General features: G+C 66.3%; 23 protein-coding genes and 1 pseudogene. 16 read left to right on the top strand and 8 right to left on the bottom strand.

The genetic code is table 11. The annotated features are described in order from the left end of the window. Positions 1–24 precede the first annotated feature (24 nt). The 4 genes from ACFPPA_RS11595 to ACFPPA_RS11580 all read right to left on the bottom strand — a co-directional run bounded on the left by ACFPPA_RS11595 (position 25) and on the right by ACFPPA_RS11580 (position 4,416). Positions 25–1,641, bottom strand: a complete 1,617-nt coding sequence (locus tag ACFPPA_RS11595; protein WP_377319989.1) for an MASE1 domain-containing protein — start codon at positions 1,639–1,641, stop codon at positions 25–27. 326 nt (positions 1,642–1,967) lie between these two features. Further along, the gene (locus ACFPPA_RS11590) at positions 1,968–2,879 is read right to left on the bottom strand and encodes a cation diffusion facilitator family transporter (protein WP_377319987.1); all 912 of its coding nucleotides are present in this window, start codon (positions 2,877–2,879) and stop codon (positions 1,968–1,970) included. Positions 2,880–2,945: 66 nt separating this feature from the next. Continuing rightward, positions 2,946–3,461, bottom strand: coding sequence for a Slp family lipoprotein (locus ACFPPA_RS11585; RefSeq protein WP_377319985.1), 516 nt, complete (start codon positions 3,459–3,461; stop codon positions 2,946–2,948). 40 nt (positions 3,462–3,501) lie between these two features. Then, positions 3,502–4,416: a 23S rRNA (adenine(2030)-N(6))-methyltransferase RlmJ gene (locus ACFPPA_RS11580; protein ID WP_377319983.1), complete on the bottom strand. Its 915-nt coding sequence runs from the start codon at positions 4,414–4,416 to the stop codon at positions 3,502–3,504. Between the two features lie 176 nt (positions 4,417–4,592). On the opposite strand from ACFPPA_RS11580, the gene ACFPPA_RS11575 reads away from it, so the two are divergent. The 3 genes from ACFPPA_RS11575 (at position 4,593) to ACFPPA_RS11565 (ending at position 7,276) form a co-directional block, all read left to right on the top strand. Continuing rightward, a complete protein-coding gene (locus tag ACFPPA_RS11575; RefSeq protein ID WP_377319981.1) occupies positions 4,593–4,937 on the top strand; it encodes a hypothetical protein in 345 nt (114 codons plus the stop codon). A 77-nt stretch (positions 4,938–5,014) separates the two neighbouring features. Continuing rightward, positions 5,015–5,431 (top strand): hypothetical protein, encoded by a 417-nt coding sequence (locus ACFPPA_RS11570; RefSeq protein ID WP_377319979.1) that lies wholly within the window; start codon positions 5,015–5,017, stop codon positions 5,429–5,431. 93 nt (positions 5,432–5,524) lie between these two features. After that, positions 5,525–7,276 carry a copper resistance system multicopper oxidase gene (locus ACFPPA_RS11565; RefSeq protein WP_377319977.1) on the top strand — a complete coding sequence of 584 codons (1,752 nt, stop codon included), beginning with the start codon at positions 5,525–5,527 and terminating at the stop codon, positions 7,274–7,276. 226 nt (positions 7,277–7,502) lie between these two features. Here ACFPPA_RS11565 and ACFPPA_RS11560 read toward each other — a convergent pair whose 3' ends face one another. After that, positions 7,503–7,664 carry a hypothetical protein gene (locus ACFPPA_RS11560; RefSeq protein WP_377319975.1) on the bottom strand — a complete coding sequence of 54 codons (162 nt, stop codon included), beginning with the start codon at positions 7,662–7,664 and terminating at the stop codon, positions 7,503–7,505. Between ACFPPA_RS11560 and ACFPPA_RS11555 the strand changes: the two genes are divergently transcribed. Both ACFPPA_RS11555 and ACFPPA_RS11550 read left to right on the top strand, forming a co-directional pair. Then, positions 7,663–8,493 carry a copper resistance protein B gene (locus ACFPPA_RS11555; RefSeq protein WP_377319973.1) on the top strand — a complete coding sequence of 277 codons (831 nt, stop codon included), beginning with the start codon at positions 7,663–7,665 and terminating at the stop codon, positions 8,491–8,493. The genes ACFPPA_RS11560 and ACFPPA_RS11555 overlap by 2 nt on opposite strands. A 12-nt stretch (positions 8,494–8,505) precedes the next feature. Further along, positions 8,506–9,189 carry a c-type cytochrome gene (locus ACFPPA_RS11550; RefSeq protein ID WP_377319971.1) on the top strand — a complete coding sequence of 228 codons (684 nt, stop codon included), beginning with the start codon at positions 8,506–8,508 and terminating at the stop codon, positions 9,187–9,189. A gap of 27 nt (positions 9,190–9,216) precedes the next feature. On the opposite strand, the gene ACFPPA_RS11545 is transcribed toward ACFPPA_RS11550, so the two are convergent. Beyond that, positions 9,217–10,146 carry a DMT family transporter gene (locus ACFPPA_RS11545; RefSeq protein WP_377319969.1) on the bottom strand — a complete coding sequence of 310 codons (930 nt, stop codon included), beginning with the start codon at positions 10,144–10,146 and terminating at the stop codon, positions 9,217–9,219. A 69-nt stretch (positions 10,147–10,215) separates the two neighbouring features. Continuing rightward, positions 10,216–12,384 carry an AsmA family protein gene (locus ACFPPA_RS11540; protein WP_377319967.1) on the bottom strand — a complete coding sequence of 723 codons (2,169 nt, stop codon included), beginning with the start codon at positions 12,382–12,384 and terminating at the stop codon, positions 10,216–10,218. Between the two features lie 289 nt (positions 12,385–12,673). Here ACFPPA_RS11540 and ACFPPA_RS11535 point away from each other — a divergent pair, with 289 nt between their 5' ends. The 8 genes from ACFPPA_RS11535 to ACFPPA_RS11500 all read left to right on the top strand — a co-directional run bounded on the left by ACFPPA_RS11535 (position 12,674) and on the right by ACFPPA_RS11500 (position 22,119). Continuing rightward, positions 12,674–13,255 (top strand): ATP-dependent zinc protease family protein, encoded by a 582-nt coding sequence (locus ACFPPA_RS11535; protein ID WP_377319966.1) that lies wholly within the window; start codon positions 12,674–12,676, stop codon positions 13,253–13,255. A gap of 29 nt (positions 13,256–13,284) precedes the next feature. Then, on the top strand, positions 13,285–14,190 hold the full coding sequence (rimK, locus tag ACFPPA_RS11530) for a 30S ribosomal protein S6--L-glutamate ligase (protein WP_377319964.1): 906 nt from the start codon (positions 13,285–13,287) through the stop codon (positions 14,188–14,190). Then, complete coding sequence (locus ACFPPA_RS11525) at positions 14,187–15,287, top strand: succinylglutamate desuccinylase/aspartoacylase family protein (protein ID WP_377319962.1); 1,101 nt, start codon at positions 14,187–14,189, stop codon at positions 15,285–15,287. Before rimK ends, ACFPPA_RS11525 begins: the two co-directional genes overlap by 4 nt. Before the next feature lie 104 nt (positions 15,288–15,391). Continuing rightward, positions 15,392–16,096, top strand: coding sequence for a glutathione S-transferase N-terminal domain-containing protein (locus ACFPPA_RS11520; protein ID WP_377319961.1), 705 nt, complete (start codon positions 15,392–15,394; stop codon positions 16,094–16,096). A 251-nt stretch (positions 16,097–16,347) separates the two neighbouring features. Then, positions 16,348–16,794, top strand: a complete 447-nt coding sequence (locus tag ACFPPA_RS11515; RefSeq protein WP_377319959.1) for an Hsp20/alpha crystallin family protein — start codon at positions 16,348–16,350, stop codon at positions 16,792–16,794. A 324-nt stretch (positions 16,795–17,118) separates the two neighbouring features. Then, positions 17,119–18,564 carry an amidohydrolase family protein gene (locus ACFPPA_RS11510; RefSeq protein ID WP_377319957.1) on the top strand — a complete coding sequence of 482 codons (1,446 nt, stop codon included), beginning with the start codon at positions 17,119–17,121 and terminating at the stop codon, positions 18,562–18,564. A gap of 117 nt (positions 18,565–18,681) precedes the next feature. Continuing rightward, positions 18,682–21,171 (top strand): zinc-dependent metalloprotease, encoded by a 2,490-nt coding sequence (locus ACFPPA_RS11505; protein ID WP_377319955.1) that lies wholly within the window; start codon positions 18,682–18,684, stop codon positions 21,169–21,171. A gap of 201 nt (positions 21,172–21,372) precedes the next feature. Continuing rightward, entirely contained in the window at positions 21,373–22,119 is a 747-nt protein-coding gene (locus ACFPPA_RS11500) for a glutathione S-transferase family protein (RefSeq protein ID WP_377319953.1), read from the top strand. Between the two features lie 75 nt (positions 22,120–22,194). Here the strand turns inward: ACFPPA_RS11500 and ACFPPA_RS11495 are convergent. Next, a pseudogene (locus ACFPPA_RS11495) lies at positions 22,195–23,487 on the bottom strand (APC family permease). Positions 23,488–23,643: 156 nt separating this feature from the next. Between ACFPPA_RS11495 and ACFPPA_RS11490 the strand changes: the two are divergent. The 3 genes from ACFPPA_RS11490 to ACFPPA_RS11480 all read left to right on the top strand — a co-directional run bounded on the left by ACFPPA_RS11490 (position 23,644) and on the right by ACFPPA_RS11480 (position 26,225). Further along, complete coding sequence (locus tag ACFPPA_RS11490) at positions 23,644–24,609, top strand: L,D-transpeptidase family protein (protein WP_377320697.1); 966 nt, start codon at positions 23,644–23,646, stop codon at positions 24,607–24,609. Positions 24,610–24,611: 2 nt separating this feature from the next. Then, positions 24,612–25,367: a M23 family metallopeptidase gene (locus ACFPPA_RS11485; protein ID WP_377319951.1), complete on the top strand. Its 756-nt coding sequence runs from the start codon at positions 24,612–24,614 to the stop codon at positions 25,365–25,367. Between the two features lie 69 nt (positions 25,368–25,436). Beyond that, entirely contained in the window at positions 25,437–26,225 is a 789-nt protein-coding gene (locus tag ACFPPA_RS11480; protein ID WP_377319949.1) for a murein L,D-transpeptidase catalytic domain family protein, read from the top strand. The last annotated feature ends 56 nt before the right edge of the window (positions 26,226–26,281 follow it).

Genomic DNA, 26,281 nt, shown 5'->3' with positions numbered 1-26,281 from the left:
CGCTGATCTCAGAGTCGGCAAAGATCAGTGGATTTCAGCATCGCTGGTCTTTTCCGGGTCAAGCAGCAATACACTGATCCGTCGTCCATCAGGCAGGGCGCGCTCGCGCGCCTTGCCTTCGAACGTGGCAGCCCGATCCTGGATCGAATGAAAGCCGCGGCCGCTGCTTGCCGGCATCACGCGGGGCAGCAATTCGTCCCATGGCACGCTACGCAGACGGGCTGGATCGGCCCGAAAGATCAGCCGCAAGACAACCCACCGGCGACCGTTACGTTCACCGCAGCGCAGGCGAACTCCGATCTCGGTGGCGCTTTTCCTGGCGCAGGCGTCGGCAATGGCCTCGCACACCAGGCGATAGATCGCCAGGTGCAAGTTGGGTGACAGTCCGTCCAGTTCGCAGCGCAGATCGCACCAGTACCGGATGCCGGCCCGGTCGAGGGCGCGGGGAATCTGGCCTTCGCGCAGCGCCGCCGATACGCCTTTTTCCTGCCAGGTGACGGGGTAAAGGCTGTCCGCCAACCCGAACAACTGGTCCTGCGCAACCAGCGCCAGGCGGTGGTAATTGCGATCGTCGATGGCCGAATGCAGCAACCGGAGCCGGCTCGTCATCATCAGGCAAACGGATTGGACGGCATCGCGGATCTGCTCCAGCGCCTGGGCGGTCATTCGCAACTGCATCTCGCCCATCTGGACATTGCGCTGGGCCAGCGCCAAGGTCATGCGCAGGTCGGTTCGTTCGGTCTGCGCGTGCCGGTCAAGCGCCGCGATACGGGCTCCCATGAGCAGCATCGTCGACATCACGAAGGCAATCACGATCTCGGCCTGGATCGTGTCGTTGTCGTAGCGATGCGGCATCAACATGAGGATGGCCAGGCTGGCCGCGGTACCGCCGACGGCGGCGCCGTGCCAGCCGTGACGCAGGGCAAGCCAAACGATGGGCAGGAACATCGCGATTTGTGCGATTTGCCGGGTTTGCGTGCCGGGCGCCGCGTTCAATCCGATCCACACCAGGAACCCCAAGGCAGGCAGCAGGATGCAGGCACTTTCCAGCAGCAGTCGGCTCTCCGCCAAACGGCGTCTGAGGTTAGCCCAAGTGGAATGAGTGATTTCCTGGTAGACGAACAACGCGAGTGGCGTGATGGTCAGGATGCCGAGATAATCGCCAAGCAACCATCTCGCCGCCAGTTGCTGGTAGTCGATCGGAGGATAACCGGCAGGCAGTTTGGTGATCGTCAGCGCTGCGAGACTTCTCAAAGTCATGACACATGCAGCGATCAGCGCGCATAGCAGCAACGTACCCATATTCACATTGCGGGGGTGCGCAAACAAACGCCCACGCTCACGTGCCCAGTATGCGATAGGGATGATGAAAAGCAGTGTTGGTATGACGTTGAACAGGGCCCAAGCCAAGCCCAGTTGATCGGCACACACGTAGCTGAAGTGGGCTACGGATGCAGCCTCGCCCAGCATCAGCGCAGGCCAATATCGATAGCGCATGAGCAGCAGCACGCTCAGATACAGCCCGCTCAGGATCATCCAGTGCGAAATCGAGAGCTGCCGTAGCAGTGTTACCGCAAGGCCATAGATCACCGCCACTGCGATGTGTCGAAGCCAGGCCTCCCCCCTGAACCCCTTCTGCATTGTCCCACCCCTCATGCGGATTCCCTCGCTGGCGACTTGTGCTTGCTGACCCTTTATTTTCAATATTGTGCCAGCGGCACAATCTGGCCGATTTGCCGAGTCTATCGAAAGCCGGCCCCATGCGCGCGATTCGTTCATCTTTGTTCCTTAAAGATACCTCAGCGGCGGCGCAACAGCTCCTGCTCCAGTTTGACGACGTTTTGGAGTTGTGAACTGGGGCCGCTTTGGGGAGGCACCGCCCCGGCCAGGCGCTCCATTGCCTGAAATCCCCGGCATGACCCGCAAATACCGGTCGAAAACGCGGGATTCCCGCGCCGTGCCGCCAGTCAATCCGCGAAATCCGGTTCGAAGAAGCTCCAGCGGACATCGGTGAACTCGGCCTTCATCGCCGCCTCGACGGCATTGATCGCCTCGATCAGTTGCTGGTCGCCGGCGGTCGGCTGCATCCGGGCCTTCACGGCCACCATCACGTCCGGGCCCATCTGCAGGGTGATCAGGTTCAGCACGTCGGCGACTTCCGGCCGCTGCTCGAGGAAGGTCATCAACGCGTTGCGGCGGCGCGGCTCCATGCCCTGGCCAATCAGCAGTGCCTTGACCTCGATCGCCACCAGTACGGCCACCACGATCAGCAGGACGCCGATCGCGATGGTGCCCGCGGCGTCGAACATCAGGTTGCCGGTGAGCATGGTGGCGCCGATGGCGAGCGCGGCCAGGCACAGCCCGACGAGGGCGGCCAGGTCCTCACCGAAGATCACCAGCAGCTCGCTGGAGCGCGTTTCGCGGAACCAGGTCCACAGGCTCTGGTTGTCGCGGGCCTTGTTTACTTCCTGCAGGCAGCCGCGCATCGAGACGCCTTCGGCAAGGATGCCGAACAGCAGCACGCCCAGCGCCAGCCAGGGCCATTTCAACGGTTCCGGATGGGTCAGCTTGTGCACGCCCTCGTAGATCGAGAACATGCCGCCGACGCTGAACAACAGGATCGCGACGAGGAACGACCAGAAGTACAGCGCGCGGCCCCAGCCCAGTGGGTACTCTTCCGAGGGTGGCCGCTTCGCCTGGCGGATGCCGAGCAGCAGCAGTCCCTGATTGCCACAGTCGGCCAGCGAGTGCACCGCTTCGGCCATCATCGCGCCGGAGCCGGTGATGGACGCCGCAATCAGCTTGGCCACGAAAATGACGAAGTTCGCCCCAAGCGCGAGCACGATCGCCTTGATGGAATTGGCTTGACCGGACGACATGTGGCTTGGGTCCTTGCGAATGAGGCCGGTCAGTTTACCGGCGGCGCAGGAGTTTGCGAGGCGTCGTCAATGGATCCCGATACCCACGCCCACACCGAAGTGGACGTTGTTGCGACCCTTGGCCATTTCGGCGGGCGTCCACACGTGCGACTGAGCCACGCCGACCAGCGGAAACACATAGTCGGCCTCGCCGACCTTGCCGGCGCGACTGCCGTCGAGCTTGCCGCTGACCGTCATCAGGGCGCCGGCAGGGTAGTCGAGCGGCTCGGCGTAGCCATGCAGCACGGCGATGAAACGGCCGTTGCCGCTGTCGTTTGCCTTGGGTCGCTGCGAGGAATCCAGCGGATAGGCCAGCAGCTCGATTTCGCTGTGGTCGCTGAACACGTTGACGCGCACGATGCGGCCACCCCAGATCACCTCGCCGTTGCTGTAGCGCTCTGGCGTCTGCGCCACCTGGGCGGGGGTCGCGATGACCGCGGCGCCGCTGGTCTTGTAGATCGGCGCCGGTGCGCAGGCCGCCAGCGTCAGCAGGACGGCGGGCAGGGCGAGCCGGATCAACTTCGAAACCGGACGAGTACGCATGATCGTGCTCCTTGTGGAACGCTGGCGGGATGGGGCGAGCTTAGCGGCGACCCGGCGTCCTTGGTAGCCGTGACGCCGGCAGCGGGCTGGGTGTGTTCAGCATGCTGCCGGCTTCGTCCAGCAACCAGTCCAGCCTGAATTCGGCGGGACGCTCCTGCGACAGCAGGCTGGCCAGCGCGCGCAGGGGCTCACGCAACACATCGTCGAGATTCCAGGGAGCATTGAGGATCACCATTCCCGAGCCGTTGAGGCGCAGCGGCGAATCGTCCGGATGCACCAGCAGTTCGGCGCGCAGGATACGTTTGACACCGCTGCGCTGCAGGCCGCGCAGGAACGGCTGCACCTGACTGCGCAGCTTGATCGGGTACCACACGGCGTAGACCCCGGTCGGCCAGCGCTGCAGCGCGGATTTCAGCGCCTGCTCGATCTGCCGGTACTCCGCTTCCTGCGCTTCGTAGGGCGGGTCGATCAGTACCAGGCCCCGTTTTTCCGTGGGTGGCAGCAGCGCCTTGAGCGCCTCGTAACCGTCCCGCTGATGCACGTGAACTTGCGGGTTGCCGCGAAACAGGTCGCGCAACTTGGACGCTTCCTCCGTATGCAGTTCGCACAGTTGCGCGCTGTCGCCGGGGCGCAGCAACCGGGCCACCTGCAGCGGCGAGCCGGGGTAGTGCTTCAACCCCTGCTGGTTGTCGGCGCTGCCCAGAATGCTGGCGCGCCAGCGCTGCAGCAGTGCCGGTACTTTTTCGGCGGGATGCAGTCGGCCGATGCCGTCCTTGTGCTCGCCGGTCTTCTTCGCCTCGAAGCCGTCCAGCGCATAGCTGCCGCAGCCGGCGTGGGTGTCGACAAAGCAGAATGGCGTCGGCTTCGCCTGCAGCGCTTCGATCAGCGCCAGCAGCACGGTGTGTTTCAGGACATCGGCAAAGTTGCCGGCGTGATAGGCGTGGCGATAATTCATGGCGGTCACGGCGGGCGGGGTGGTCAAGTATAGATGCGCTGGAGCCGTTGCCCTGCGTCGGTCGGTCACGGGCCGGATAACCTTTCGTGCACGTCGGATGGTGCAGGCTTCGCCTGTTGCATGGTGCAACCGGTCAGGCGGATCGGCCTGACTGCCCATTCAGGCGGAGAATCATCATGACGTTCTCACCGAAAATCCTTGTCGCGACGACTGTGTTCTGCCTTGGTCTGGCCGCCCCGGCAGCCTTTGCCCAACAGGCCGGCAGCATGATGCCGGCAGCGGCCGGCAGCAGCATGGCGCCGATGCACAAGGGCATGTGGCACAACAAGATGTACCACGGGATGAACGGCAGCATGCACAGCATGCCTGCCACCGTGACCTCGGTGGATACCGGCAGCGGCATCGTCGAGGCGAGCTCCGAGGGCATGTCGCTGCGCGTGCATTTCCCCCCGGCCTCGGTCGCCAAGCTGAAGGCCGGCGACAAGATCATCCTGCACCTGGGTTACAGCGCCAGCCCGTGATTTCCCCGTGGTGCATCCCTCGCGGTGGATGCGGATCCAGAGTTGAGTCGGCCCGGCGCAGCGCCTAAGCTGCGCCGATGAATCGCTCGCTACGCCATTCCGCCCGCACGCAAAGCCTTCGGCTGATGGCGTGGTTCGCGTGGCTGATCATGGCGATGGCGCCGGCGCATGGCACGCCGGCGGGGATGGTCGGCGACGGGCATCCGGCCAGCATGATCTCGTCGATGACGCAGGCTCCTGCCCACGTGTCGCGAGGCATGTCCGGCATGGCGGATGACTGCTGCGCCGGCCAGCTCCATCATGGTGAGGGCCTTGCCGGCAACTGCCATTGTCCGGCAGCATGCGCGGCCACCTTGCCGCTGACGGGCATGCAGGAGCTCGGTCCGATTCCTCCCGTCATCTTCCAGGTTCCTCCGCACGGACCGGATGCGTCCGGGGTGGTTCATGCGCCCCCGCTGCGACCTCCCATGTCCCGGACAGCCCGTTCGAGCTGATCCCTCGCGCACGCCGGTACAACCGCTGCTGTCCGCGATGGCGAACCTGTCCGACTCCGGCCACGCCGGAGCACGTTGTCCTGGAGTGGCACCATGAAATTTGTTGATCCATCGGCGGTGGCGACAGCGAGTCTGCCGCGGCGTCGTTTTGTGCAGGGCCTCGCCCTGGGCGGGGCCGCTGCCGGTCTCGGCCTGTTGCGTCCGTCGCCGGCGTGGGCGCTGGCCGGCACGGGCCAGCCCGGCGTGCCCGGCGGTACCGACTTCGCACTGGAGGTCGCGGAGAAGCCGGTGAATTACACCGGCAAGACCCGCCTGGCCACCACGGTCAATGGCAGCGTGCCGGGGCCGGTCCTGCGCTGGAAGGAAGGCAGCACGGTCACCCTGCGGGTCACCAATCGCCTGCGCGTGCCGACCTCGATCCACTGGCACGGCATCCTGTTGCCGTTCCAGATGGATGGCGTACCCGGCATCAGCTTCGACGGCATCGCGCCGGGCGAGACCTTCGTCTATCGCTTCCCGGTGCGTCAGTCCGGCACCTACTGGTACCACTCGCACAGTGGCTTCCAGGAACAGGTCGGCATGTATGGGCCGATCGTGATCGAGCCGGCCGGGCCGGAGCGCTATCCCAGCGATCGCGACTACGTGGTGATGCTCAACGACTGGAGCGACGACGACCCGAAGCACATCTTCGCCACGTTGAAGCGGCAAAGCGACTACTACAACTTCGCCGAGCCCACCGCGCCGGAATTTTTCCACGATGTACGCGAGATGGGCCTGCAACGCGCGCTGGCCAGGCGGCGCATGTGGAACCGCATGCGCATGAGTCCCAGCGACCTCAGCGACGTCGGCGGCTACACCTACACCTATCTGATGAACGGCAACGCTCCCGCGGGCAACTGGACCGGGCTGTTCCGTCCGGGCGAGAAGGTCCGGCTGCGTTTCATCAACGGCTCGGCCATGACGTACTTCGACGTGCGCATTCCCGGCCTGAAGATGACGGTGATCGCCGCCGATGGCCAGGATGTCGAGCCGGTATCGGTCGACGAATTTCGCATCGGCGTGGCGGAGGTCTACGACGTGCTGGTCGAGCCGCAGGAGGATCGCGCCTATACCGTGTTTGCCCAGTCCATCGACCGCACCGGCTATGCCCGCGGCACGCTGGCACCGCGGGAGGGCATGCTGGCGGAAGTGCCGGCGATGGATGCGCGCCAACCGCTGGCGATGGTCGACATGATGGGCGCGATGGCCATGCAGGGCCCGGCACAGGGTGCGATGCCTGGCATGGATCACGGCGGGACGGCCGGGATGTCGATGGATTCGATGGCCAGGGTCCGCCATGCGCGCACCGAATACGGGCCCGGTGTGGACATGCGGGTCGACATGCCGCGCACCAATCTCGACGATCCGGGCGTCGGCCTGCGCCACAACGGGCGCCGGGTGCTGAACTATGCGGACCTGCATACCGTCGGTGGCCCGATCGATGCGCGCGAACCGTCGCGCGAGATCGAGCTGCATCTCACCGGCAACATGGAGCGTTACACGTGGTCGTTCGACGGGGTGAAGTTTTCGGATGCGAAACCGGTGCACTTCAACAGCGGCGAGCGGCTGCGCATCGTGCTGGTCAACGACACCATGATGCCGCATCCGATCCACCTGCACGGCATGTGGAGTGAGCTGGAAAGTCCGAATGGCCAATTCCAGGTGCGCAAGCACACCGTCAACGTGCAGCCCGCGCAACGCGTGTCCTGCGCGGTAAGTGCGGACGCACCCGGACGCTGGGCCTATCACTGCCACATGCTCTATCACATGGAAGCGGGCATGTTCCGCGAAGTGGTGGTGTCATGAGCACGCCAGTTCGACGGGTTCGTCCAGGTTTCCCCCGTGCGGCGCTGGCCGCCGCCCTGTTGATGGCGCTGCCACTCGTCGGTCACGCGCGAAGTGTCCCGGCCTCCCCAGGCAGCTCGACCACGATGGACACGGGGGCGATGCCGGGCATGGATCACGCCAGCATGTCCGGGATGGCGATGCCCGCAGCCTCTGCGACGGTGGCGACGCCTGCGGCAGCAAGTCGTCACAGGCACGACAACGTCGGCAGGAAGCCGTCGGCCGCCCCGATGACGCCGGTCAATTCCCTGACCGGCATGCCCGGCATGCGCTCCGGGTCGATGCCCGACATGAACCAGCCGGCTGGCAGTGCCAAACCGGCGGCGGGGATGGAAAAGATGCCGTCCATGCAACACCCCGCCATGCCGGGCACGGCGCCCGCTAGGCTGAAAGGCGGCGATCACGCCACGATGCGGGCGAACGATCACGCCTCGATGTCCGGCATGAACATGGGCGCGATGCAAGGCGGCAGCGCACCGCCGGATGCGCGCAGCCCCGACTATTCCGACGGCGTGGGCTACGGGCCGATGAAGCCGCACATGCACGGCAAGGCTGCCCTGGGCATGCTGCTGCTGGACCAGCTCGAAACGGTGCATGGCCGGGACGGCAATGGACAGGCGTGGGAGGTCGAGGGTTGGTACGGCAGCGACGAGGACAAGTTGTGGCTGCGCAGCGAAGGAGAAGCCAGCAGGGGCAAGGTCGAGGATGGCAACCTCGAGGCGCTGTGGAGTCACGCCATCGCGACCTACTGGGACAGTCAGCTCGGTGTTCGTCACGATTTCGGTGCAGGTCCGGCGCGCGACTGGGTCGCGTTTGGCGTGCAGGGGCTTGCGCCCTACTGGTTTGAACTGGAAGCCACCGGTTATGCCGGTTCCTCCGGGCGCACCGCGGCACGCTTTCGTGCCGACTACGAGGTACTGTTCACGCAGCGGCTGATCCTGCAGCCGGAGCTGGAAATCAATCTGTATGGCAAGGACGATCCGGCACGCGGCATCGGCAGCGGCCTGTCCGATGCGCAGCTCGGCTTGCGCCTGCGCTACGAGATCCGTCGGCAGTTCGCGCCGTATGTCGGTATCAACTGGGTGCGCCGGGTCGGTGCCACCGCGGATTACGCCCGGCAGGCCGGGCAGCCGGTTCTCGATCGGCAATGGGTTGCCGGTATTCGCATCTGGTTATGAGGAGAGACACACATGAAACGACTTGTGGATACCAGCATCACCGTGGCGGTGGTAGCCACCATCGCGGTGGCCGGCGCCGTGGGGTTTGTCTACTCCGGCCTGTACAACATCGGTGCCGACGATCATCACACCCGGCCGGTGTCGGCGCTGATGCAGACCCTGCGCGAACGATCGATCGAGGCCCACTCGCAGCACATCAGCGTGCCCGACCTCGAGGATCCACAGCTGATCCTCAAGGGCGCGGGCCAGTATGCGGCGATGTGTACCCAGTGCCATCTCAAACCCGGCATGGAGAATTCCGAGATCCGGCCGGGGCTGTACCCGCAACCGCCGAACCTGTCGAAATTCCGGCCCGATCCGCGCGAGGCGTTCTGGGTGATCAAGCACGGCATCAAGATGAGCGCGATGCCCGCGTGGGGATTCAGTCACGACGATGCCACGATCTGGAGCATGGTGGCGTTCCTGCAGAAGCTGCCTGACATGACGCCGGAGCAATACCAGGACATCGTGGCAAAAGCGCCGCCGGACGAGGACATGGAGATGGACGACGATGCCGGGCACAGTCACGAGCACCCGGCCGAGCCGGCGCATGCCGGATCGCAACAGCCGGCCGCCGCGATGAGCACCGGCAGCGCGCCGGCGATGCCCTCGACGGCGGCGCCTCCGGCCGCGGCCGCGACTGTCGGCGGCGTCTGAACCGGACTCGCCGAGCCGCCCGGGCGATCAGTCGATCATGCTGTGGCTTTCGGCCGTACTCATCAGTTCGGGTTGTGCCGTGATGCGGCGCGTTCGGTTCAGCAGCGGATGCACGAACACCGCGGACAGGATCACCGCCACGCCGGCATAGAACCAGCCGTCCAGCTGGCGTTGTTCGCCCAGCAGCAGGATCGCCAGCACGATCGAGTAGACCGGTTCCAGGTTGGTCACCATCTGGGTGCCGAACGCGCTGATGTGACGCAGCGCGACCAGCGCCAGCGAGAACGGCAGCAGGGTGCACCCGAACGAGAGCAGCAGCAGCAACAGCGTGTCATGCAGGCCGGGCAGCACGAACAGCGCACCCTGGTGCGGCAACAGCGGGGCCAGCAGGGTGAGGAACGCCGTGCCGGTGCCCAGCTCGATGCAGGTCACCGTCAGCGGATCGCCATGTTCGACCATCCGCTTGTTGAGCGAGCCGAACAGGGCCACGAACAGGGCCGACAGCACACCCACGGCGATGCCGATGCGCATGTCGGTGGGCACGCCGCCGACCACCATCACCACGCCCGGCACCACGGCCACGCCGATCAGCAGCTCGCGCGGGTCGAACTTGCGTCGCGTGAGCCAGGGTTCGATGAAGGCCAGGAACACCGGTCCCAGCGCGATGCAGGTCGCCCCGACCGAGGCATTGGACAGCTTGATCGCGGCATAGAAGGTCAGCCAGTGCAGCGCCACCAGCACACCGATGCCGGCGTAGGCCCCGATCAGCCGCGCCGGCATCGCGCGCAGGCCGCGGCGCACTTTCGGTACCAGCAGCAACGCGACTACCACCAGCAACATGCGCCACCACACCAGCGGCAGTGCGGGCAGGGTGATCAGCTTGCCGAGGATCGCGGTGAAGCCCCACAGCAACACGCAGAAATGAATCTGCAGACGGGCCAGGTTGACGGGTTGCATGAGGAGGTCGTGCGGAGGAGGTGCCGGCATTCTAGCGCCGGCATCCGCATGCCATGGGGAACGATGGCTCTACTTCGCGGTGGACCTCGGGGCGGCTTTCCCGGACGGGGTCTTCCCGCTCGAACTGCGCAGCTGCTGCAACACGCCAAGGCAGGTGTTGCCACTGTCATTGTCATGGCTGGGAACGACCAGTGCGAGCAGGGCCGCGACCGGGGCCGCCACCGCACCGAGCGCGATCGCCCCGGCGCCGCGAGCCAGCAGCGGCCCCTTCTGCACGCCGACATCGGGGTGCTTCAGCGTGCCCTTGACGTACAGCGGCGAGCGCAGCGAGAACACGCGGAAACCCCTGGTATGCGGTTTCACGTCGAGGTCGAGCTTCTCGTTGGCGAAATTGATGGTGCCGGTCACGTTGATCAGCGCATCCTCGGTGTCGAACACGAACAGGCGCATGTCGAACAGACCGTCGCGCGCGGCCATGTCGGCGGCCGCGCAATTGATCTTCACCGTCTTGTCGCCGAACAACTTGCTGATGACGATGTTGCCCACGTTGAGCCCGGCGGTCTCCAGCAGCGCCTTGCTGATCGCGCCATCGTTCATCAGCAGCTTCAGTTCGCCGTCGGCGCTGCCAAGCAGGGCCGCGACGGAATTGCCGTGGGCGGTGAGCCGGGCATCGCCATTGATCTCGCCGAAACTGGTGTGCATGGGTTCGAAACGGGGGAACAGCTGCTTGAGCTTCAGGTGTCCGGCATGCAGTTCGAGCAGGCCCTGCATCGGCGAGCGGCTGCCATCGAGGGTGAGGTTGCTGCGCACCGTGCCACCGGCCAGCCCGAAACGCAGCGGGTCCAGGTACAGGGCGCCGTCGTTCATGACCAGATGGGTGCTGAGCGAGTCGATCGGCAGCGCGTCGCCGTGCACGATGCGTTCGCCGCTGAAATTCACATCCGCGTCCATCGCCTGCCAGCGATCGGTACGGAACGGTTCGGCCGGCAGCAGCTTGTCGGTCGCCTGCGGTGCGGCGTCGCCTTGGGACTGCCTGGCACCGTCGGGCCGGACGCCGATCAGCGGCGCCAGGTCGGCGAACTGCAGCAGCTTCGAATGCACGTCGCCGCTCAGCTTCGGGCGCTGGCCCCCCGTGACGAACAGCAGATTGCCGGCCAGGTCACTGCCGCCGACGCGGCCACGGAACTGGTGGTAGCTGTAGCGGCTGCCGCCGCGATGCAGCTCGGCCTTCAGATGGCCTTCGGTGGCATACGGCAGGGTGTCGGGCAGGGTGATGCCGATGATCGGGTACAGCCCCGCCATGCTGGAGCCGGCGAGCCACAGGCGCACGTCGAGCGCGCCCAGTTGCAGCGGATCGGTCAGCGTGCCGACCAGGGCAATATGGCTGTCGCCGATGTGCACATCGGCCTGCACCGGGAACGGTCGGGTGCGATCCTGCAACGCCAGCACGGCACCGGTTCTGCCGTGGCCCGTGAATGGGCTGCCCTGGTAACTGCCCTCTGCGCTCCAGCCAAACTGATAGGTGGCGGACGCGTCGGCGTGGCCGATCCGCTCCCCTTGATCCTGCCTTGCATCGGCGCTGGCCATGATCTTCTGCACCGCGCCGCCTGCGGTCCTGCCCGCCTGCTTGCGTGCCTCGCTGGATTGCTGCGCCACGATCCGGTCGTATGGCAGCGCTTCCTGCAGCGGCTTCACGGTCACCTGCAACTTCACCCGGCGGATGGCGTCGTCGACCGTGATCAGTCCCCGATCGAAGCCGATCGCGCCCAGGTTCAGCGTCCACCCGGAAGCCGTCGCGCTTTCCGGCCGCACGAAATCCCAGGTCGCGCGCGAAGACGCATCGCGTTCCAGGTCGACGACGGGATGCACCAGTTGCAGCGAGGGCACGTCGAGCCGGTGTGCCAGCAGCGGCAACGGCGACAGCCGGAAGCGCAGGGCATCGAGCCGGGCGAACTGCGGCTGCCTGGCCCATCCCGGGTTGCCGATGCTGACCTGGCGCGCGGTGAATTCCGGCCACGGCAGCAGCGAGCCCAGCCAGCTGCCGCTGCGGTCGCGCTGCCAGTCCAGCGTGAGCTCGCCGTCGATCGCGAACGGCCGCCCGATCGCCTGGCTCACCTTGCCGCTGATGAAGGGCTTCAGGCGGTTCCAGTCGAACGTGGCGATCACGATCAGGGACACGACCAGCAAGGCCAGCAGCCCGCCTGCGGTCCAGCTCAGTACCTTCCGGTTGCGTTTCATGCCGCGACTCCGTACACCGATTTCAGGCAAACCCATTGCTGCTGGCATCCCCACGGATCGCGAGGCTCAGCGCGCAGTCTTAGCAGTAGTCATGGCAAGGTTGTGTGCTGATCGCAGACGGCCGTTGGGTGCCGTTCACGCCCCCCGTTGCCTCCGCGCCTGCTGAAAACCGCCGAGGCGGATGGAGGCGTGGTCGTGGCGTATCCGCGACTGGCCACGGCAGTAGCGCATCGCCGCGATTTCCGGCCTTCATGCGTCTGTCGCGTGCGGGCGCGTATAGTCGACGCCCATGGGCAAGCCAGATGGCCAGCCGGACTCCCGGGTCCCCGACGTTCATCGCCGGCACTCGCGCGAGGGTGAGGTTCGCGGAACCGCCACGACGTTGCGGAGCGTCGGTGCGAAGCAGGTGCTGGGCTGGAAGGAATCGGTTGCGTTGCCCGGCCTGGGGGACGTCCGGTTATTGGCCAAGCTCGATACCGGCGCGCGCACGTCGGCCCTGCATGCGATCGACATCCGTTTCGGCAGGAGTCACGGCCGGCCGTGGGTCGAGTTCGATCTGCCGGATATCGACGAGCCGGCCGCACACCACTTCCGCCTGCCCGTGCTGGAGCATCGCAAGATCCGCAGTTCGATCGGCCACAGCCAGATCCGTCCCGTGGTGTTGCTCGCGCTGAACCTGGCCGAGCAGACCTGGAAGACCGAGGTGACCCTGACCGACCGTTCGGACATGGAGTTGCCGATGCTGGTCGGGCGCTCGGCCCTGAAGGGACGATTCCTGGTCGACCCGGCCCGCACCCGCCTGGCCAGCCCGCGCAAGGTTTCTACCCGTGCACATGGTTCTGAATCCCGGGGCCGTTTCGCTGATCGGTGACCTTGAATACAGTCAATGGGAGAGAACGGATGAAAATCGCGATGCTGGCACGCAATGCGAATCTCTACTCGCACCGACGACTGGTCGAGGCCGCCGAGGCTGCCGGGCACAGTCTGGACATCATCAACACGCTGCGCTGCTACATGAACATCACCTCGCATCGCCCCGAGGTGTACTACAACGGGCAGAAACTCACCGGCTACGACGCGATCATTCCGCGCATCGGCGCATCGATCACGTTCTATGGCCTTGCCGTGCTGCGGCAGTTCGAGATGATGGGGGTGTATCCGCTCAACGAGTCGGTCGGCATCGGGCGTTCGCGCGACAAGTTGCGCTCCATGCAGTTGCTTGCCCGCGACGGCATCGGCTTGCCGGTGACTGCCTTCGCCCACGATCCGAAACAGACCGAGGAAGTCCTGGACGTGGTCGGCAACGCGCCGGTCGTGATCAAGCTGCTCGAGGGGACCCAGGGCATCGGCGTGGTGCTGGCCGACACGCCGCGTTCGGCGAAGTCCGTGGTGGAGGCATTCCGCGGGGCCAACGTGAACATCCTGGTGCAGGAGTTCATCAAGGAGGCCGGCGGGGCCGACATCCGCGCGCTGGTGATCGGCGGAAAGGTCGTCGCCGCCATGCAGCGCCAGGGCGCAGCGGGGGAGTTCCGTTCCAACCTGCATCGCGGCGGGAGTGCGCGATCGATCAAGATCACTCCCGAGGAACGCTCCACCGCGATTCGTGCCGCCAAGGCGATGGGGCTGAATGTCTGCGGCGTGGACATGCTGCGTTCGAACCACGGGCCGGTGGTGATGGAAGTCAACTCGTCCCCGGGTCTGGAAGGCGTGGAAAAAGCCACCGGCATCGACGTGGCCGGCCAGATCATCGAATTCATCGAGCGCAACGCCAAGCCCGGCAACACCCGGACCAAGGGCCGCGGATGAGTCGCGGCGCGAAGCAGGGTGCAACCGGGGCCGCCGCCGGGGCGGGCCGCAAGCGCGCACGGGTTGCGTTCGAGATCGGTGACCGGTCGATCCCGGCCGGCACGCGGCGGACGGTCGAGTTGCCGGTCAGCCTGCTGGCGAATCACGTTCCGGTGAACCTGCCCGTCCATGTCATCCATGGTGCACGGCCGGGGCCGGTGATCTTCCTGTCGGCGGCGGTGCACGGTGACGAGATCATCGGGGTCGAGATCATCCGTCGGGTGTTGCGCAGCCCGTCGCTGAACCGTCTGGCGGGAACCTTGCTGGCGATTCCGATCGTGAATGTCTACGGCTTTCTCAACCAGTCGCGCTACCTGCCTGACCGGCGCGATCTCAACCGGTGCTTCCCCGGATCCGAGCGGGGCTCACTGGCCGCGCAACTTGCCAACCTGTTTCTCAACGAGGTGGTGCGCCGCTGCGAGTTCGGGATCGACCTGCACAGTGCAGCGCTGCACCGGATGAACCTGCCACAGATTCGTGCCAGCCGGAGCCGGTCCGAGCACCTGAGCGCGCTGGCCCGGGCATTCGGTGCGCCCATCACCTTGAGCGCGCCGCCGCGTGAAGGCTCCCTGCGGGCCGCCGCGGAGGCGATCGGGGTGGAAACCCTGATCTACGAAGCGGGTGAGGCCTTGCGTTTCGACGAGTTGCCGGTGCGCGCCGGTGTTCGCGGGATTCTCGGCGTACTGCAGTATCTGCACATGCTGCCGTCCCGGCCCGTTTCCGGGAAGCGCCGGTTGCCGCTCGAGGCGTTGGAAAGCCACTGGGTTCGCGCGCCCAGGGGAGGACTGTTCCGCGCCTTCAAGACGATCGGCGTGGCCGTCGAGAAGGGGGATCTGCTGGGCATCGTTTCCGATCCGTTCGGCGATGTCGACGTCGAAGTGCTGGCCAGCACGAAAGGCCTGGTGATCGGGCGCAGCAACCTGCCGATCGTGAACAAGGGCGATGCCTTGCTGCACGTCGCGCACCTGCGTGACCCCGGCGGCGCGGAAGAACACGTCGGGGAAGTGCATGATTCGCTGGGATCCGATCCGCTGCTGGACGAGGATGAAAACCCCTGAACCGGACGGGCGGCCCGGGAATGATCCGGCCGCAATCGACATCGGGTTGAATCTGTCGGGCGGGGGAGCCACCTAAGGGGCTTCCCATCAGCCACGAGCAAACGATGTCCGCATTGTCCGTCTTCCCGATCGCCGCGCGCTGGCCGGCTGAACATCCCGAGCGCATCCAGCTGTATTCGCTCAACACGCCCAATGGCGTGAAAGCGTCGATCATGCTGGAGGAGACCGGGCTGCCGTACGAGCCGCATCTGGTCGACATCGGTAAAGGCGAGAGCCACACGCCGGCGTTCCTGTCGCTCAATCCGAACGGCAAGATTCCCGCGATCATCGATCCCCACGGTCCGGGCGGCGAGCCGTTGGCGCTGTTCGAATCCGGCGCGATTCTGCTGTATCTGGCGGACAAGACCGGCCAGTTCATTCCGGCCGATCCGGCCCGGCGCTGGGATACGATCCAGTGGTTGTTTTTCCAGATGGCATCGATCGGCCCGATGTTTGGCCAGGTGGGTTTCTTCCACCGGTTTGCCGGCAGGGAGTACGCCGACAAGCGTCCGTTGCAGCGCTACGTGGCCGAGTCCGCACGCCTGCTCGGCGTGCTCGATCAGCGCCTGCAGGGACGCGACTGGATCATGGGCGATGACTATTCGATTGCCGATATCGCCACGATCGGCTGGGTCAACAACCTGATCACGTTCTACGAGGCGCGCGAGCTGGTGGAATACGACCGCTTTGCCAACGTGGTCGGCTGGCTCGATCGCGCCCTGGAACGTCCCGCCGTCAGGCGTGGCCTGAAGATTCCCGGCAGGGGCTGACCTCACGCGTTGCCGGCTCTGGCTATCGGGTCGTTGCCTCGACCGCCGAGGTTGTCGCCACTTGCCGGGCATCGAGCGGAGCGGGGCTGGCGCCGACGGTCCGGTTCGTCGGAGTTCACCAGTTTGTTACGACGCATGGACTATTTTCAGCGGGTCTCGCTCCCGCAAGGAGCTGCGGACTGCGAGTTGCCTGCAACCTGTGATCGACGGTCGCGGCACGGGTTGCGTCTCGACCTGCGGAGGTAATTTCCATGACATCCATGACACGCTGGAATCCCATCAAGGCAGTCAGCCGGTTCGATCCGGTCGCCACCTTCGACGACCTGTTTCGCGGTCTGACCACCCGTCCCATGTGGCGGGATCTCGAGGCTTCGCCGGACCTGCCCATCGACGTCACCGAGGACGCCAAGGCCTTCCATATCAAGGCCGAAATGCCCGGGATCACCAAGGACGACATCGAGGTCTCGGTCGAGGGAAGCCAGGTGGCGATCAGCGCCGAGGTCCGGCGCGAGACGAAGAAGAAAGACGACGAGCGGGAGCTCTATACCGAACGCTATTACGGCAAGGTCTACCGGGCTTTCAGCCTGCCCAGCGACATCGACAGCAGCAAGGCCGATGCCCGCTACGACAACGGTGTCCTGCATCTGACCTTGCCGAAGAAGAGCAACGGCAGCATGCGCAAGATCGCCGTCAACTGAAGTTGGACCAGGAGCCGTCCGCGCCACAACGGCTCCTGTTGTGGACGGCGCGGGACGGTCTGTCGGGCGGTGGACTGGCGGGAGACCTGTCCCCCGCCGCGGGCCCGCGAAGGTGAAGGTGCCGGGGAAGTTGGCAGGCATCAAGTCGCTTCGGCGCCGCAAGGGCGGCGCCGGACGGCGTGGTGTGCTTTGATAGTGGACGACACGTCGGAAGGGTCGGTATCGGACGACCCCTCGGCGTGCCTGCCTGCTTACAGCCTCGAGGGGATTGCCGTGCACCAGCCCGCCCATGTTCTTCGGCCCTGTCCGTCGTCTCGTCGACGCGTGTTGCCTGCTGCTGCCGGTGCGTTGCTGGCCAGCCTGTGGCTGGCCGCGCCGCTGTGTGCCCAGTCGCCCGCGCTGTCGGCACAGACCCGGCAGTTCGTGAAATACGCTGAGCCGCTGCTGGCGATCACCCACGTGCGGGTGATCGACGGCCATGGCACGCCGGCGAAGGAGGACCAGACCGTCGTGCTGCGCGACGGACGGATCGCCTCGGTCCAGGCGCATGCGCCGGCACCCGCCGGCGCCACCGTGATCGACGGCAGCGGGCATACGCTGATCCCCGGCCTGGTCGGCATGCACGACCACATGTTCTATCCCGCGCCGAAGGTGAATCCGGGGGCGAAGGAAGCGCTGTATCCGGAGCAGGGCTCCAGCTTTCCCAAGCTCTACCTGGCTGGCGGCGTCACCAGCATCCGCACCACCGGCAGCGTCGAGCCGTATACCGACCTGGCACTGAAACAGGCGATCGATGCCGGCAAGATCCCGGGGCCGAAGATGCACACCACCGGGCCGTATCTGGAGGGCGTGGGCAGCTTCGCGCCGCAACTGCACGAACTGGCCGATGCCGCCGATGCACGCCGCACGGTCGACTACTGGATCGGCGAAGGCGCCACCTCGTTCAAGGCCTACATGCACATCACCCGCGCCGAGCTGGCGGCCGCCACCGAGGCGGCGCACGCGCGGCACATCAAGATCACCGGCCACCTCTGCTCGGTCGGCTTTCGCGAAGCGGTTGACCTGGGCATCGACGATCTCGAGCACGGCCTGGTGGTGGATACCGAGTTCACCCCGGGCAAGCAGGCGGACGTCTGTCCGGATACCAAGCTGGCGGCGGCGCACCTGGCCACCATGAGCATCGACAGCCCGCCGCTGCAACAGCTGATCCGTTACCTGGTGGCGAAGCACGTGGCGATCACCTCGACCCTGCCGGTATTCGAGACCTTCGTGCCCGGGCGCGCACCGGTGGATCAGCGCGTGCTGGATGCGATGCTGCCGGAAACCCGGGTGGAATATCTGACGACGCGCGCCCGCGTGGCGGCGAAGGCGGACTCGCCCTGGGCCAGACTGTTCAAGCTGGAAGAGCAGTTCGAATACGCCTTCGTGCAACAGGGCGGTACCCTGCTGGCGGGGCTCGACCCGACCGGTTACGGCGGGGTGATCGCCGGCTACGGCGACCAGCGCGAGGTGGAGCTGCTGGTGGAGGCGGGCTTCACACCGGTGCAGGCGATCCGGATCGCCACCCTGAACGGCGCCCGCTTCATGGGCGAGGAGAAGTCGATCGGTTCGATCGAAGCAGGCAAGGCGGCCGACCTGGTGCTGCTCAAGGGCAACCCGGTCGAGCACATCAGGGACATCGAGAACGTCGAGCTGGTATTCAAGGACGGCGTGGGCTACGACCCGGCCAAGCTGGTGCAGGCGGCGAACGGCACGGTGGGATTGCGTTGACGCCACCGTCGATGACGCCGGATTTTATGTAGCATGGAGCGGACTGATCCAGCCCGGTCGCCGCGACGGCGGCCGGGCTGGATCGATCGCGCCATCGGGGATCAGGGAGTAGCGGCAATGAGAACATTTACCCGGGCGCTGAGCCTGTGCCTGCTGGTGCTGGCCGCCGCCTTGTCGACGCCGCTGCATGCCGTCGAGGCGAGCAGGAGCGACGCCGCCAGGCACAAGGTCGTCAAGAGCATCGCAGGATTCACTCGGGGCATGCAGCGCTTCGACGGGCTGTTGCCGCTGTACTGGGATGCCGACAAGGGCAAGCTCTATCTGGAAGTGCCGACGCCGGGTCAGTCGTTGCTGTACTTCACCACGCTGACCGGTGGCCTGGGCTCCAACGACGTGGGCCTCGACCGCGGCCAGGTGGCCGAGGCCAGGCTGGTGCATTTCGATCGGGTCGGGCCGAAGCTGTTGCTGGTGCAACCGAACCAGGCCTTCCGTTCCGGCAGCGATAATCCGGACGAGCAGGCAGCGGTCAACCAGTCCTTCGCCCGCTCGGTGTTGTGGGGCTTCGGGATTGTCGCGGTGACGGGCCCCCGGGTACTGGTGGATGCCACCGATTTCGTGGTGCGTGACGGCCACGGCGCGATCGCCGCGCTGGCCAAGGCCAAGCAGGGCAAGTTCAAGCTCGATGCCGCACGCAGCGCGGTGTATCTGCCGGGGACCAAGGCCTTTCCACGCAACACCGAAATGGAGACCACGGTCACCCTGGTCCACGATACCGGCAACGATCCCGGCAGCGAGCCCGGTCAGTACGTGCAGGATGTGACGCCGACGCCCGACGCGATCACCCTCAACGAACGCTACTCCTTCGTGGCCCTGCCGCCGCCGGGCTACACGACGCCACGGGTCAGCGTGCCGGGCGACGGCTATTTCGAGATCGCCTATACCGACGAGGCGGCACCGCTGGGTGCGCCGCTGGTGAAGCACTTCATCATTCGCCAGCGCCTGCAGAAGAAAGATCCGGCGGTGGTGCTCAGCGATCCGGTCAAGCCGATCGTCTATTACCTGGATCGTGGTGCACCGGAGCCGATCCGCGAGGCGCTGCTGTCCGGCGCGCGGTGGTGGAACCAGGCATTCACTGCCGCCGGCTACCGCGATGCGTTCCGGGTCGAGCTGCTGCCCGAAGGGGTCGATCCGATGGACGTGCGCTACAACGTGATCCAGTGGGTGCATCGCGCCACCCGCGGCTGGAGTTACGGCGCCGCGATCGTGGATCCGCGTACCGGCGAGATCATCAAGGCCAACATCACGCTGGGCTCGCTGCGCGCGCGCTACGACTACCTGCTGGCCGAGGGCCTGCTTTCGCCCTATGCCAAGCCCGGCCAAGTGCCGGATGCGATGCAGCGCTTCGTGATGGCGCGGCTGTCGCAGCTGGCGGCGCACGAACTGGGCCACACGCTGGGGCTGGCGCACAACTACATCGCCAGCAGCCAGAAGCGTGCCTCGGTGATGGACTACCCGGCACCGCTGGTCAATCTCACGCCGAGCGGCGAGATCGACCTGTCCGATGCCTACGCGACGGGCATCGGCGACTGGGACAAGGTGTCGATCGACTATGGCTATCAGGACTTTGCGCCCGGTACGGACGTGCCGGCGGCACTCGACCGGATTCTCGGCGATGCCCGCGGCCACGGCCTGACCTTTCTCACCGACCAGGACGCACGACCCGCCGGCGCCGCCGAGCCCGAGGTCAACCTGTGGGACAACGGCGTCGACATGGCCGCCGAGCTGCGCTCGGTGATGAAGGCACGGGCGGCGGCGCTGCAGCATTTCGGCGTGAATGCGGTGCGTCGTGGCACGCCGCTGGCTACCCTCGAGGACGCGCTGGTGCCGGTGTACCTGTTCCATCGCTACCAGCTGGACGCCACCGCCAAGGTACTCGGCGGCCTGCGCTACGACTATGCATTGCGTGGCGACGGCCAGCGGCCGACCACGCCGGTACCGGCGGCCGAACAGCGCGATGCGCTGGACGCGCTGCTGCAGACGCTGTCGCCCGCGGCGCTGGCGCTGCCGGCACCATTGCTTGCCAGCATCCCGCCGCGCCCGCCCGGCTATCCGCTCAATCGCGAGCTGTTCGCCCGCTATACCGGGTTGACCTTCGATCCGTTGACGCCGCCGGTCACCGCCGCCGACCTGACCCTGACCAACCTGCTGCAGCCCGAGCGCGACGCGCGGCTGGTCGAGCAGCACGCCGCCGATCCGACCCTGCCCGATCTCGGTGAGGTGATCGACAAGCTGATCGTCGCGACCTTCGACGGTAGTGCTTCGGATGGCTACCAGACGGAAATCCTGCACGCCGAACAGACCCTGCTGGTGCAGCATCTGATGGACCTGGCCGACGGCGCCGGCATGCCCGCCGTGCGTGCGGTGGCCATGCTGAAGCTGGATCAGCTGCAACGCCGCGCCGCCAGCGGCAAGGGCGGCGATACCGCCGCGCAGGCACAGCGGTTTGCACTGGCCAGCGCGATCGCACGTTTCGAGCGACGACCGGCCAGCGACAAGCCACTGGCGCCGCCACCGGCGGCACCGCCGGGCAGCCCGCTGGGCGGCTGAAGCGAATGCCAGCCAGTCCGTATTGAAGGAAGGCCGGAGCCGCGGTCGCGCGATCGACCGCGGCGCGCTTGCCCGGACAGGGTGCCTCGCACGTGTGCATGGGAGATGACGTACGTCCCGTGCTCCGCCACGCCTGCTGACACGACGCTGTCAGCAGCGAGGCGCCATGCTGCAGGCACTTTCCGTCGCAGGGACATGAGCATGTCGTCATCGGGTATCACCTTGTTTGCCACCCGGCCCGGCTTCGGGCTGCCCGATACCAGCCCGTTCGTGATCAAGACCGAAGTGCAGCTGAAGATGGCCGGTCTGGCATACGAGCGGGCTTCTGCCATTCCGCCGCAGGCACCGAATGGCAAGCTCCCCTATATCGACGACCACGGCGAGGTGGTGACCGATTCCACGTTCATACGCGCGCACATCGAGCGCAGGTACGCGATGGATCTGGACGAGGGCCTGAACCTGCGCGAACGGGCGGAGGCCTGGACGATCGAACGTCTGCTCGAGGATCACCTCTATTTCGCGATGGTCTGGTTTCGCTGGATCGACCCGGAGAATTTCGAGCGGGGGCCGGCGCATTTCGCCGACGCGGCACCGGAAGCCGAGCGTGCGCGGATGCGCCAGGAGATGCAGGCACGCAAGGCGAGCGAGCTGCATGCGCAGGGATTGGGTCGGCACCCGCCCGGGCGGATCGCCGAGCTGGGCGAGCGCTCGATCGATGCACTCGCACTGATGCTTGGCGACAAGTCTCATCTGCTGCGTGAGGCCGTCAGCGGCGTCGACGCCACCGCGTTCGGCGTACTGGCCAGCGTGATGACACCGTTCTTCGACACGCCGCTGCGTCGCGCGGCGGAAGCGCACCGGAACCTGGTGGCGTACGTGGCGCGCATGATGCGGCGTTACTACCCTGAACACGCGTGGCAACCCGCTCAGCGGGTAGAGATCGCCTGAGCGGAACGGCTGGGGATTCCATCGAAGAGGCAGGCCGGAGGGGTCGGGCATCGGGCTCGTGACCGGACTGGCCGATCAGTCCGGTCTGGATACTCTTTTTCCCGACAGCCGGTAGGTACCCTCGATCAGGATCGCCAGACCGATCATGGCGGCCAGCACCCACAACTTTGCCGGTTCGGTGCGCGCCGTCTGCCAGCACAGCGCAGCCAGTGCTGTCAGGCAGGCGAGCGCGCCCAGGAGCGAAAGCCAGGCATGGCTTCGGGTCGTCTCCGCCTGCCGCGCATTGGCCACGTTCACGGCGGCAAAGATCAGCAGGAAGCCGCCACTGCCCAGCGTGGCGACGCTGGTCAGATCGAAGGCGTTGGCCGTCAGCAAGGTGAGCGCGGCGGTGATCAGCAGCCCTGCCACCGGTCGATTCCATACCTTGTGTTCCAGCATGGCTGGCAGCTCGCCATCGACGGCGATGCAATAGCTCAGCCGCGCCGCGCCATACAGCGTCGCATTGATCGCCGAGGCGGTGGACAGCATCGCGGCGACCGCGATCAGCACGAACCCGGCCTGGCCGAGAAAGGGCCGGGCCGCCTCGGCCAGGGCGTAATCCCTGGCGGCGACGATGGTGTCTACCGGCAGGTTGCCGACCGTGACCAGCGAGACCATCACGTACAGCGCGATCACGAATCCGACCGCGATGTAGTAAGCCCGGGGCAGGGTGCGCGCCGCGTCGCGCACGTCCGGGGCGGTGTTGGCGATCAGCTCGAAACCCTCGTAGGCCAGGAAGATGATCATGCCGCCCGCCGCCAGTTACAGCGGTGGCGACCATGAACCCGGCGCGACCCGGCCGGCGTGGATGCCGACAATGCCGGCGCCGACGAACAGCAGCAGGATCGCCACCTTCAGTCCCACGATCCAGCTCTCGGCCTTGCCGATCGACTTGACGCTGAGCAGGTTCAGCCCGGTAAGCACGATCACGCCGAGGCTGAGCAACACGTGCTTTCCGACCGCCTGCCACGCCTGCGGCAGGAACGTGGCGGCGTAGCTGCCGAAGGCCAGCGCGTACAGCGAGAGCATCACCACGTAACTCAGCCACAGCAGCACGTTCATGCTGCCGGTGAACATGCCGGCACCGAAGCTGCGGTCGAGAAAGGTGACGGTGCCGCCGCGGCTGGGCCAGGCCACGGAAAGTTTGGCGTAGGCATACGCGGTCAGCAGCGCCACGGCGCCGGCCAGTGCAAAGGCCAGCGGCGTGCCGCCATGCGCCATCTGCACCGCCAGTCCCAGCACCGCGAAAATGCCACCGCCGACCATGCCACCCACGCCGATGGCCACGACCGGCCACAGCCCCAGCTTGCGATCGTCTGTCTTGTCCATGTCGCGCAGTATCGCCCGGAACATGCATTCCGGCCGGCGGGAACCGGTCCGCCACCTCGCGTGGGGTTCGCGCATGGGCTTCTTCACAAGGCCCCGTGCATGCTCGATCTCCCTGAGGGAGACAGCAACGTGAAAAGTAAGAACGCCATGACCTTGATGCTCGCCGCCGCGCTGGCGGGAAGCGCGGCGCAAGCCGCCACGCCGAGCCCCGCGCCGGTCGGATTGACCGCCGACAGCGTCAACGATGCCGCGCTGCTCTCGCCGGTGAAAGCCGGTGACAAGGGCGCGGCCACGCTGCGCGCACAGATCCTGCTGGAGCGTGCGCGCTTTTCGCCGGGCGAGATCGACGCGGCCTACGGCTCGAACATGCATCAGGCGATCGCCGGCTTTCAGGCCAGCCGTGGCCTGGAGGTCAATGGCAATGTGGATGCGGCGACGTGGGTAGCGCTCGACAGCGACAGCGCACCGGTCCTGGTCGCGGTGACGCTCACGGCCGAGGACGTGGCCGGGCCGTTCCGGCCGTTGCCCGCGGGCGTGCCGGCGCGGGCGAAACTGGACACGTTGGGCTATGTCTCGCCATTGGAGTCCCTGGGCGAGAAGTTCCACGCCAGCCCGGCCCTGCTCAAGCAGCTCAACCCAGGCAAGGATTTTGGCCTGGCCGGCGAACAACTGCTGGTTCCCGGCGTGGAGGCCAGCCTGCCGATGCCGGCGGTGGCCAAGCTGGTCGTCGACAAATCCGACGACACGGTGTCGCTGCTCGACGCCGCCGGCAAGGTGGTGGCGCAGTATCCGGCGTCCAGTGGCAGCGCGCACGATCCGTTGCCGCTCGGTGACTGGAAGATCAAGGGAGTGGCCAGGCACCCCACCTTCCATTACAACCCGAAGCTGTTCTGGGATGCGAAGGCCGCCGACGCCAAGGCCACGCTCCCCGCAGGCCCGAACAACCCGGTCGGCGTGGTGTGGATCGATCTGTCCAAGGAGCACTACGGCATCCATGGCACGCCGGAGCCGTCGAAGATCGGCAAGACCCAGTCGCATGGCTGCATCCGCATGACCAACTGGAGTGCGCGGGCGGTGTCGGAGGTGGTGAAGCCCGGCATGATCGCCACGCTGCAGGAATGAGCATGCGAATACTGTTGATCTTCCTGCTGGGCATGGCCTGCGGTGCAGCGGCCATGGTCTACCTGTCGCCCAGGTGGTCGGCGTCGCTGCTGGTCGACGGTGGCCCGGTCCGCGCCGCGGATGCCGTGATGGTGGCGACTCCGGTACGGTTGCCACCGGCGCTGTCGGTGGGAAAGGTGGCGGTTCTGCCAGCGCCCTCCGCGTCGGTTGAACGACTGGTCGTTCCGATGCCGGTGAGCACCCCGGCCGAGGCGGCATCTGCGCCGAACTCCACTGAGCCGTCCTCGGCGGTGCCGGCAGATCTCGCCGGTCCACCGCCCTCCGCGGTGGATGGGCTGCGGATCCCGGTGGTCGGGGTCCGGCCCGGGGACCTGGTGGATACGTTCAGCCAGGCGAGGGGAGTGGGCCGCACCCATGATGCGATCGACATCATGGCGGCGCGCGGCACCCCGGTGGTGGCGGCGAACGACGGTCACGTGGTCAAGCTGTTCACCAGCAAACCGGGTGGGCTGACCGTGTACGAGTTCGATCCGCAGAACGAGGTCATCTACTACTACGCTCACCTGGACAGTTATGCCCCCGGTCTCGTCGAGGGCCAGCTGCTGCACCGGGGCGATCCGATCGGGTTCGTCGGCAGTACCGGCGACGCCAGCGCCAACGCGCCCCACCTGCATTTCGAGGTCGAGTTGCTCGGACCGGAAAAGCAGTGGTGGCATGCGACCTCGATCAATCCGTACGGACGTTTCGAGGGGCAGTGACGAGTGTGCCGGGGGCTGTACGGGATGAACATCAACATTCCGTTCAGCTTTTCCCGCTAGACTCGGCCAATGCCTTACAGACCTCTAACGCTCGCGCTGGCGTTGGCCCTTGCCGTTTCCAGCTTCAGCCTGGCTTTCGAGGCAGCGGCTTCGGGCGCCCGCCCGGGCCGACCATCGTCCGTTGCGGTTCCGCAGCAGGCGATATCCCCGGCGCCAGGCTTGCCGCCACCGCAACGACTGGCCCGGCTGGCGCCGGCTGCCGACCCCGAAGTTCTGGATCTGGCGCTCGATGCCGTGCGGTGCGCGCAGGCCGAGGGCGTGGGTCGAACGGCGAAACGGCTGGCCGTGATCGACTACAGCCGCTCGTCGCTGCAGCCGCGCCTGTGGGTGTTCGATCTGGCCAGCAGGAAACTCCTGTACAAGGAGCTGGTGGCGCATGGCCAGGGTTCCGGCGGCAACGTGCCCACGCATTTTTCCAATGCCGATGGCAGCCATGCTTCCAGTCTGGGCCTGTTCGTCACCGGGTCGACCTACACCGGCCACAACGGTTATTCGTTGCGCATGGATGGACTGGAGCACGGGATCAATGATGCCGCCATGGCGCGCGCGATCGTGATGCACGGCGCGGCGTACGTGAACGAGGCCAGCGGTCGGCAGATGGGGCGGCTGGGCCGCAGCTGGGGCTGCCCGGCGCTGCGCAAGGCAGTGGCCAAGCCGATCATCGACGTGATGAAGAACGGGCAGTTCGTGTTTTCCTACTACCCCGACCAGGCCTGGCTCGCGCACTCGGCCCTGCTCCATTGCGCGGCGTCCCATGTGGCCAGCCGCGACACCGGCCGCCATCCCGCTTCGTCGTGACTTCGCGCCCCGGGTCGCCGGATCAGCGCATGCGTGGGTGATCGCACCTGAGCGGT

Origin of the sequence: Rhodanobacter ginsengisoli, from assembly GCF_042657065.1 — a bacterium.
GTDB lineage: Bacteria > Pseudomonadota > Gammaproteobacteria > Xanthomonadales > Rhodanobacteraceae > Rhodanobacter > Rhodanobacter ginsengisoli.
The sequence above is the reverse complement of the archived record's forward strand: the minus strand, read 5'-3'. Positions and strand labels throughout refer to the sequence as shown.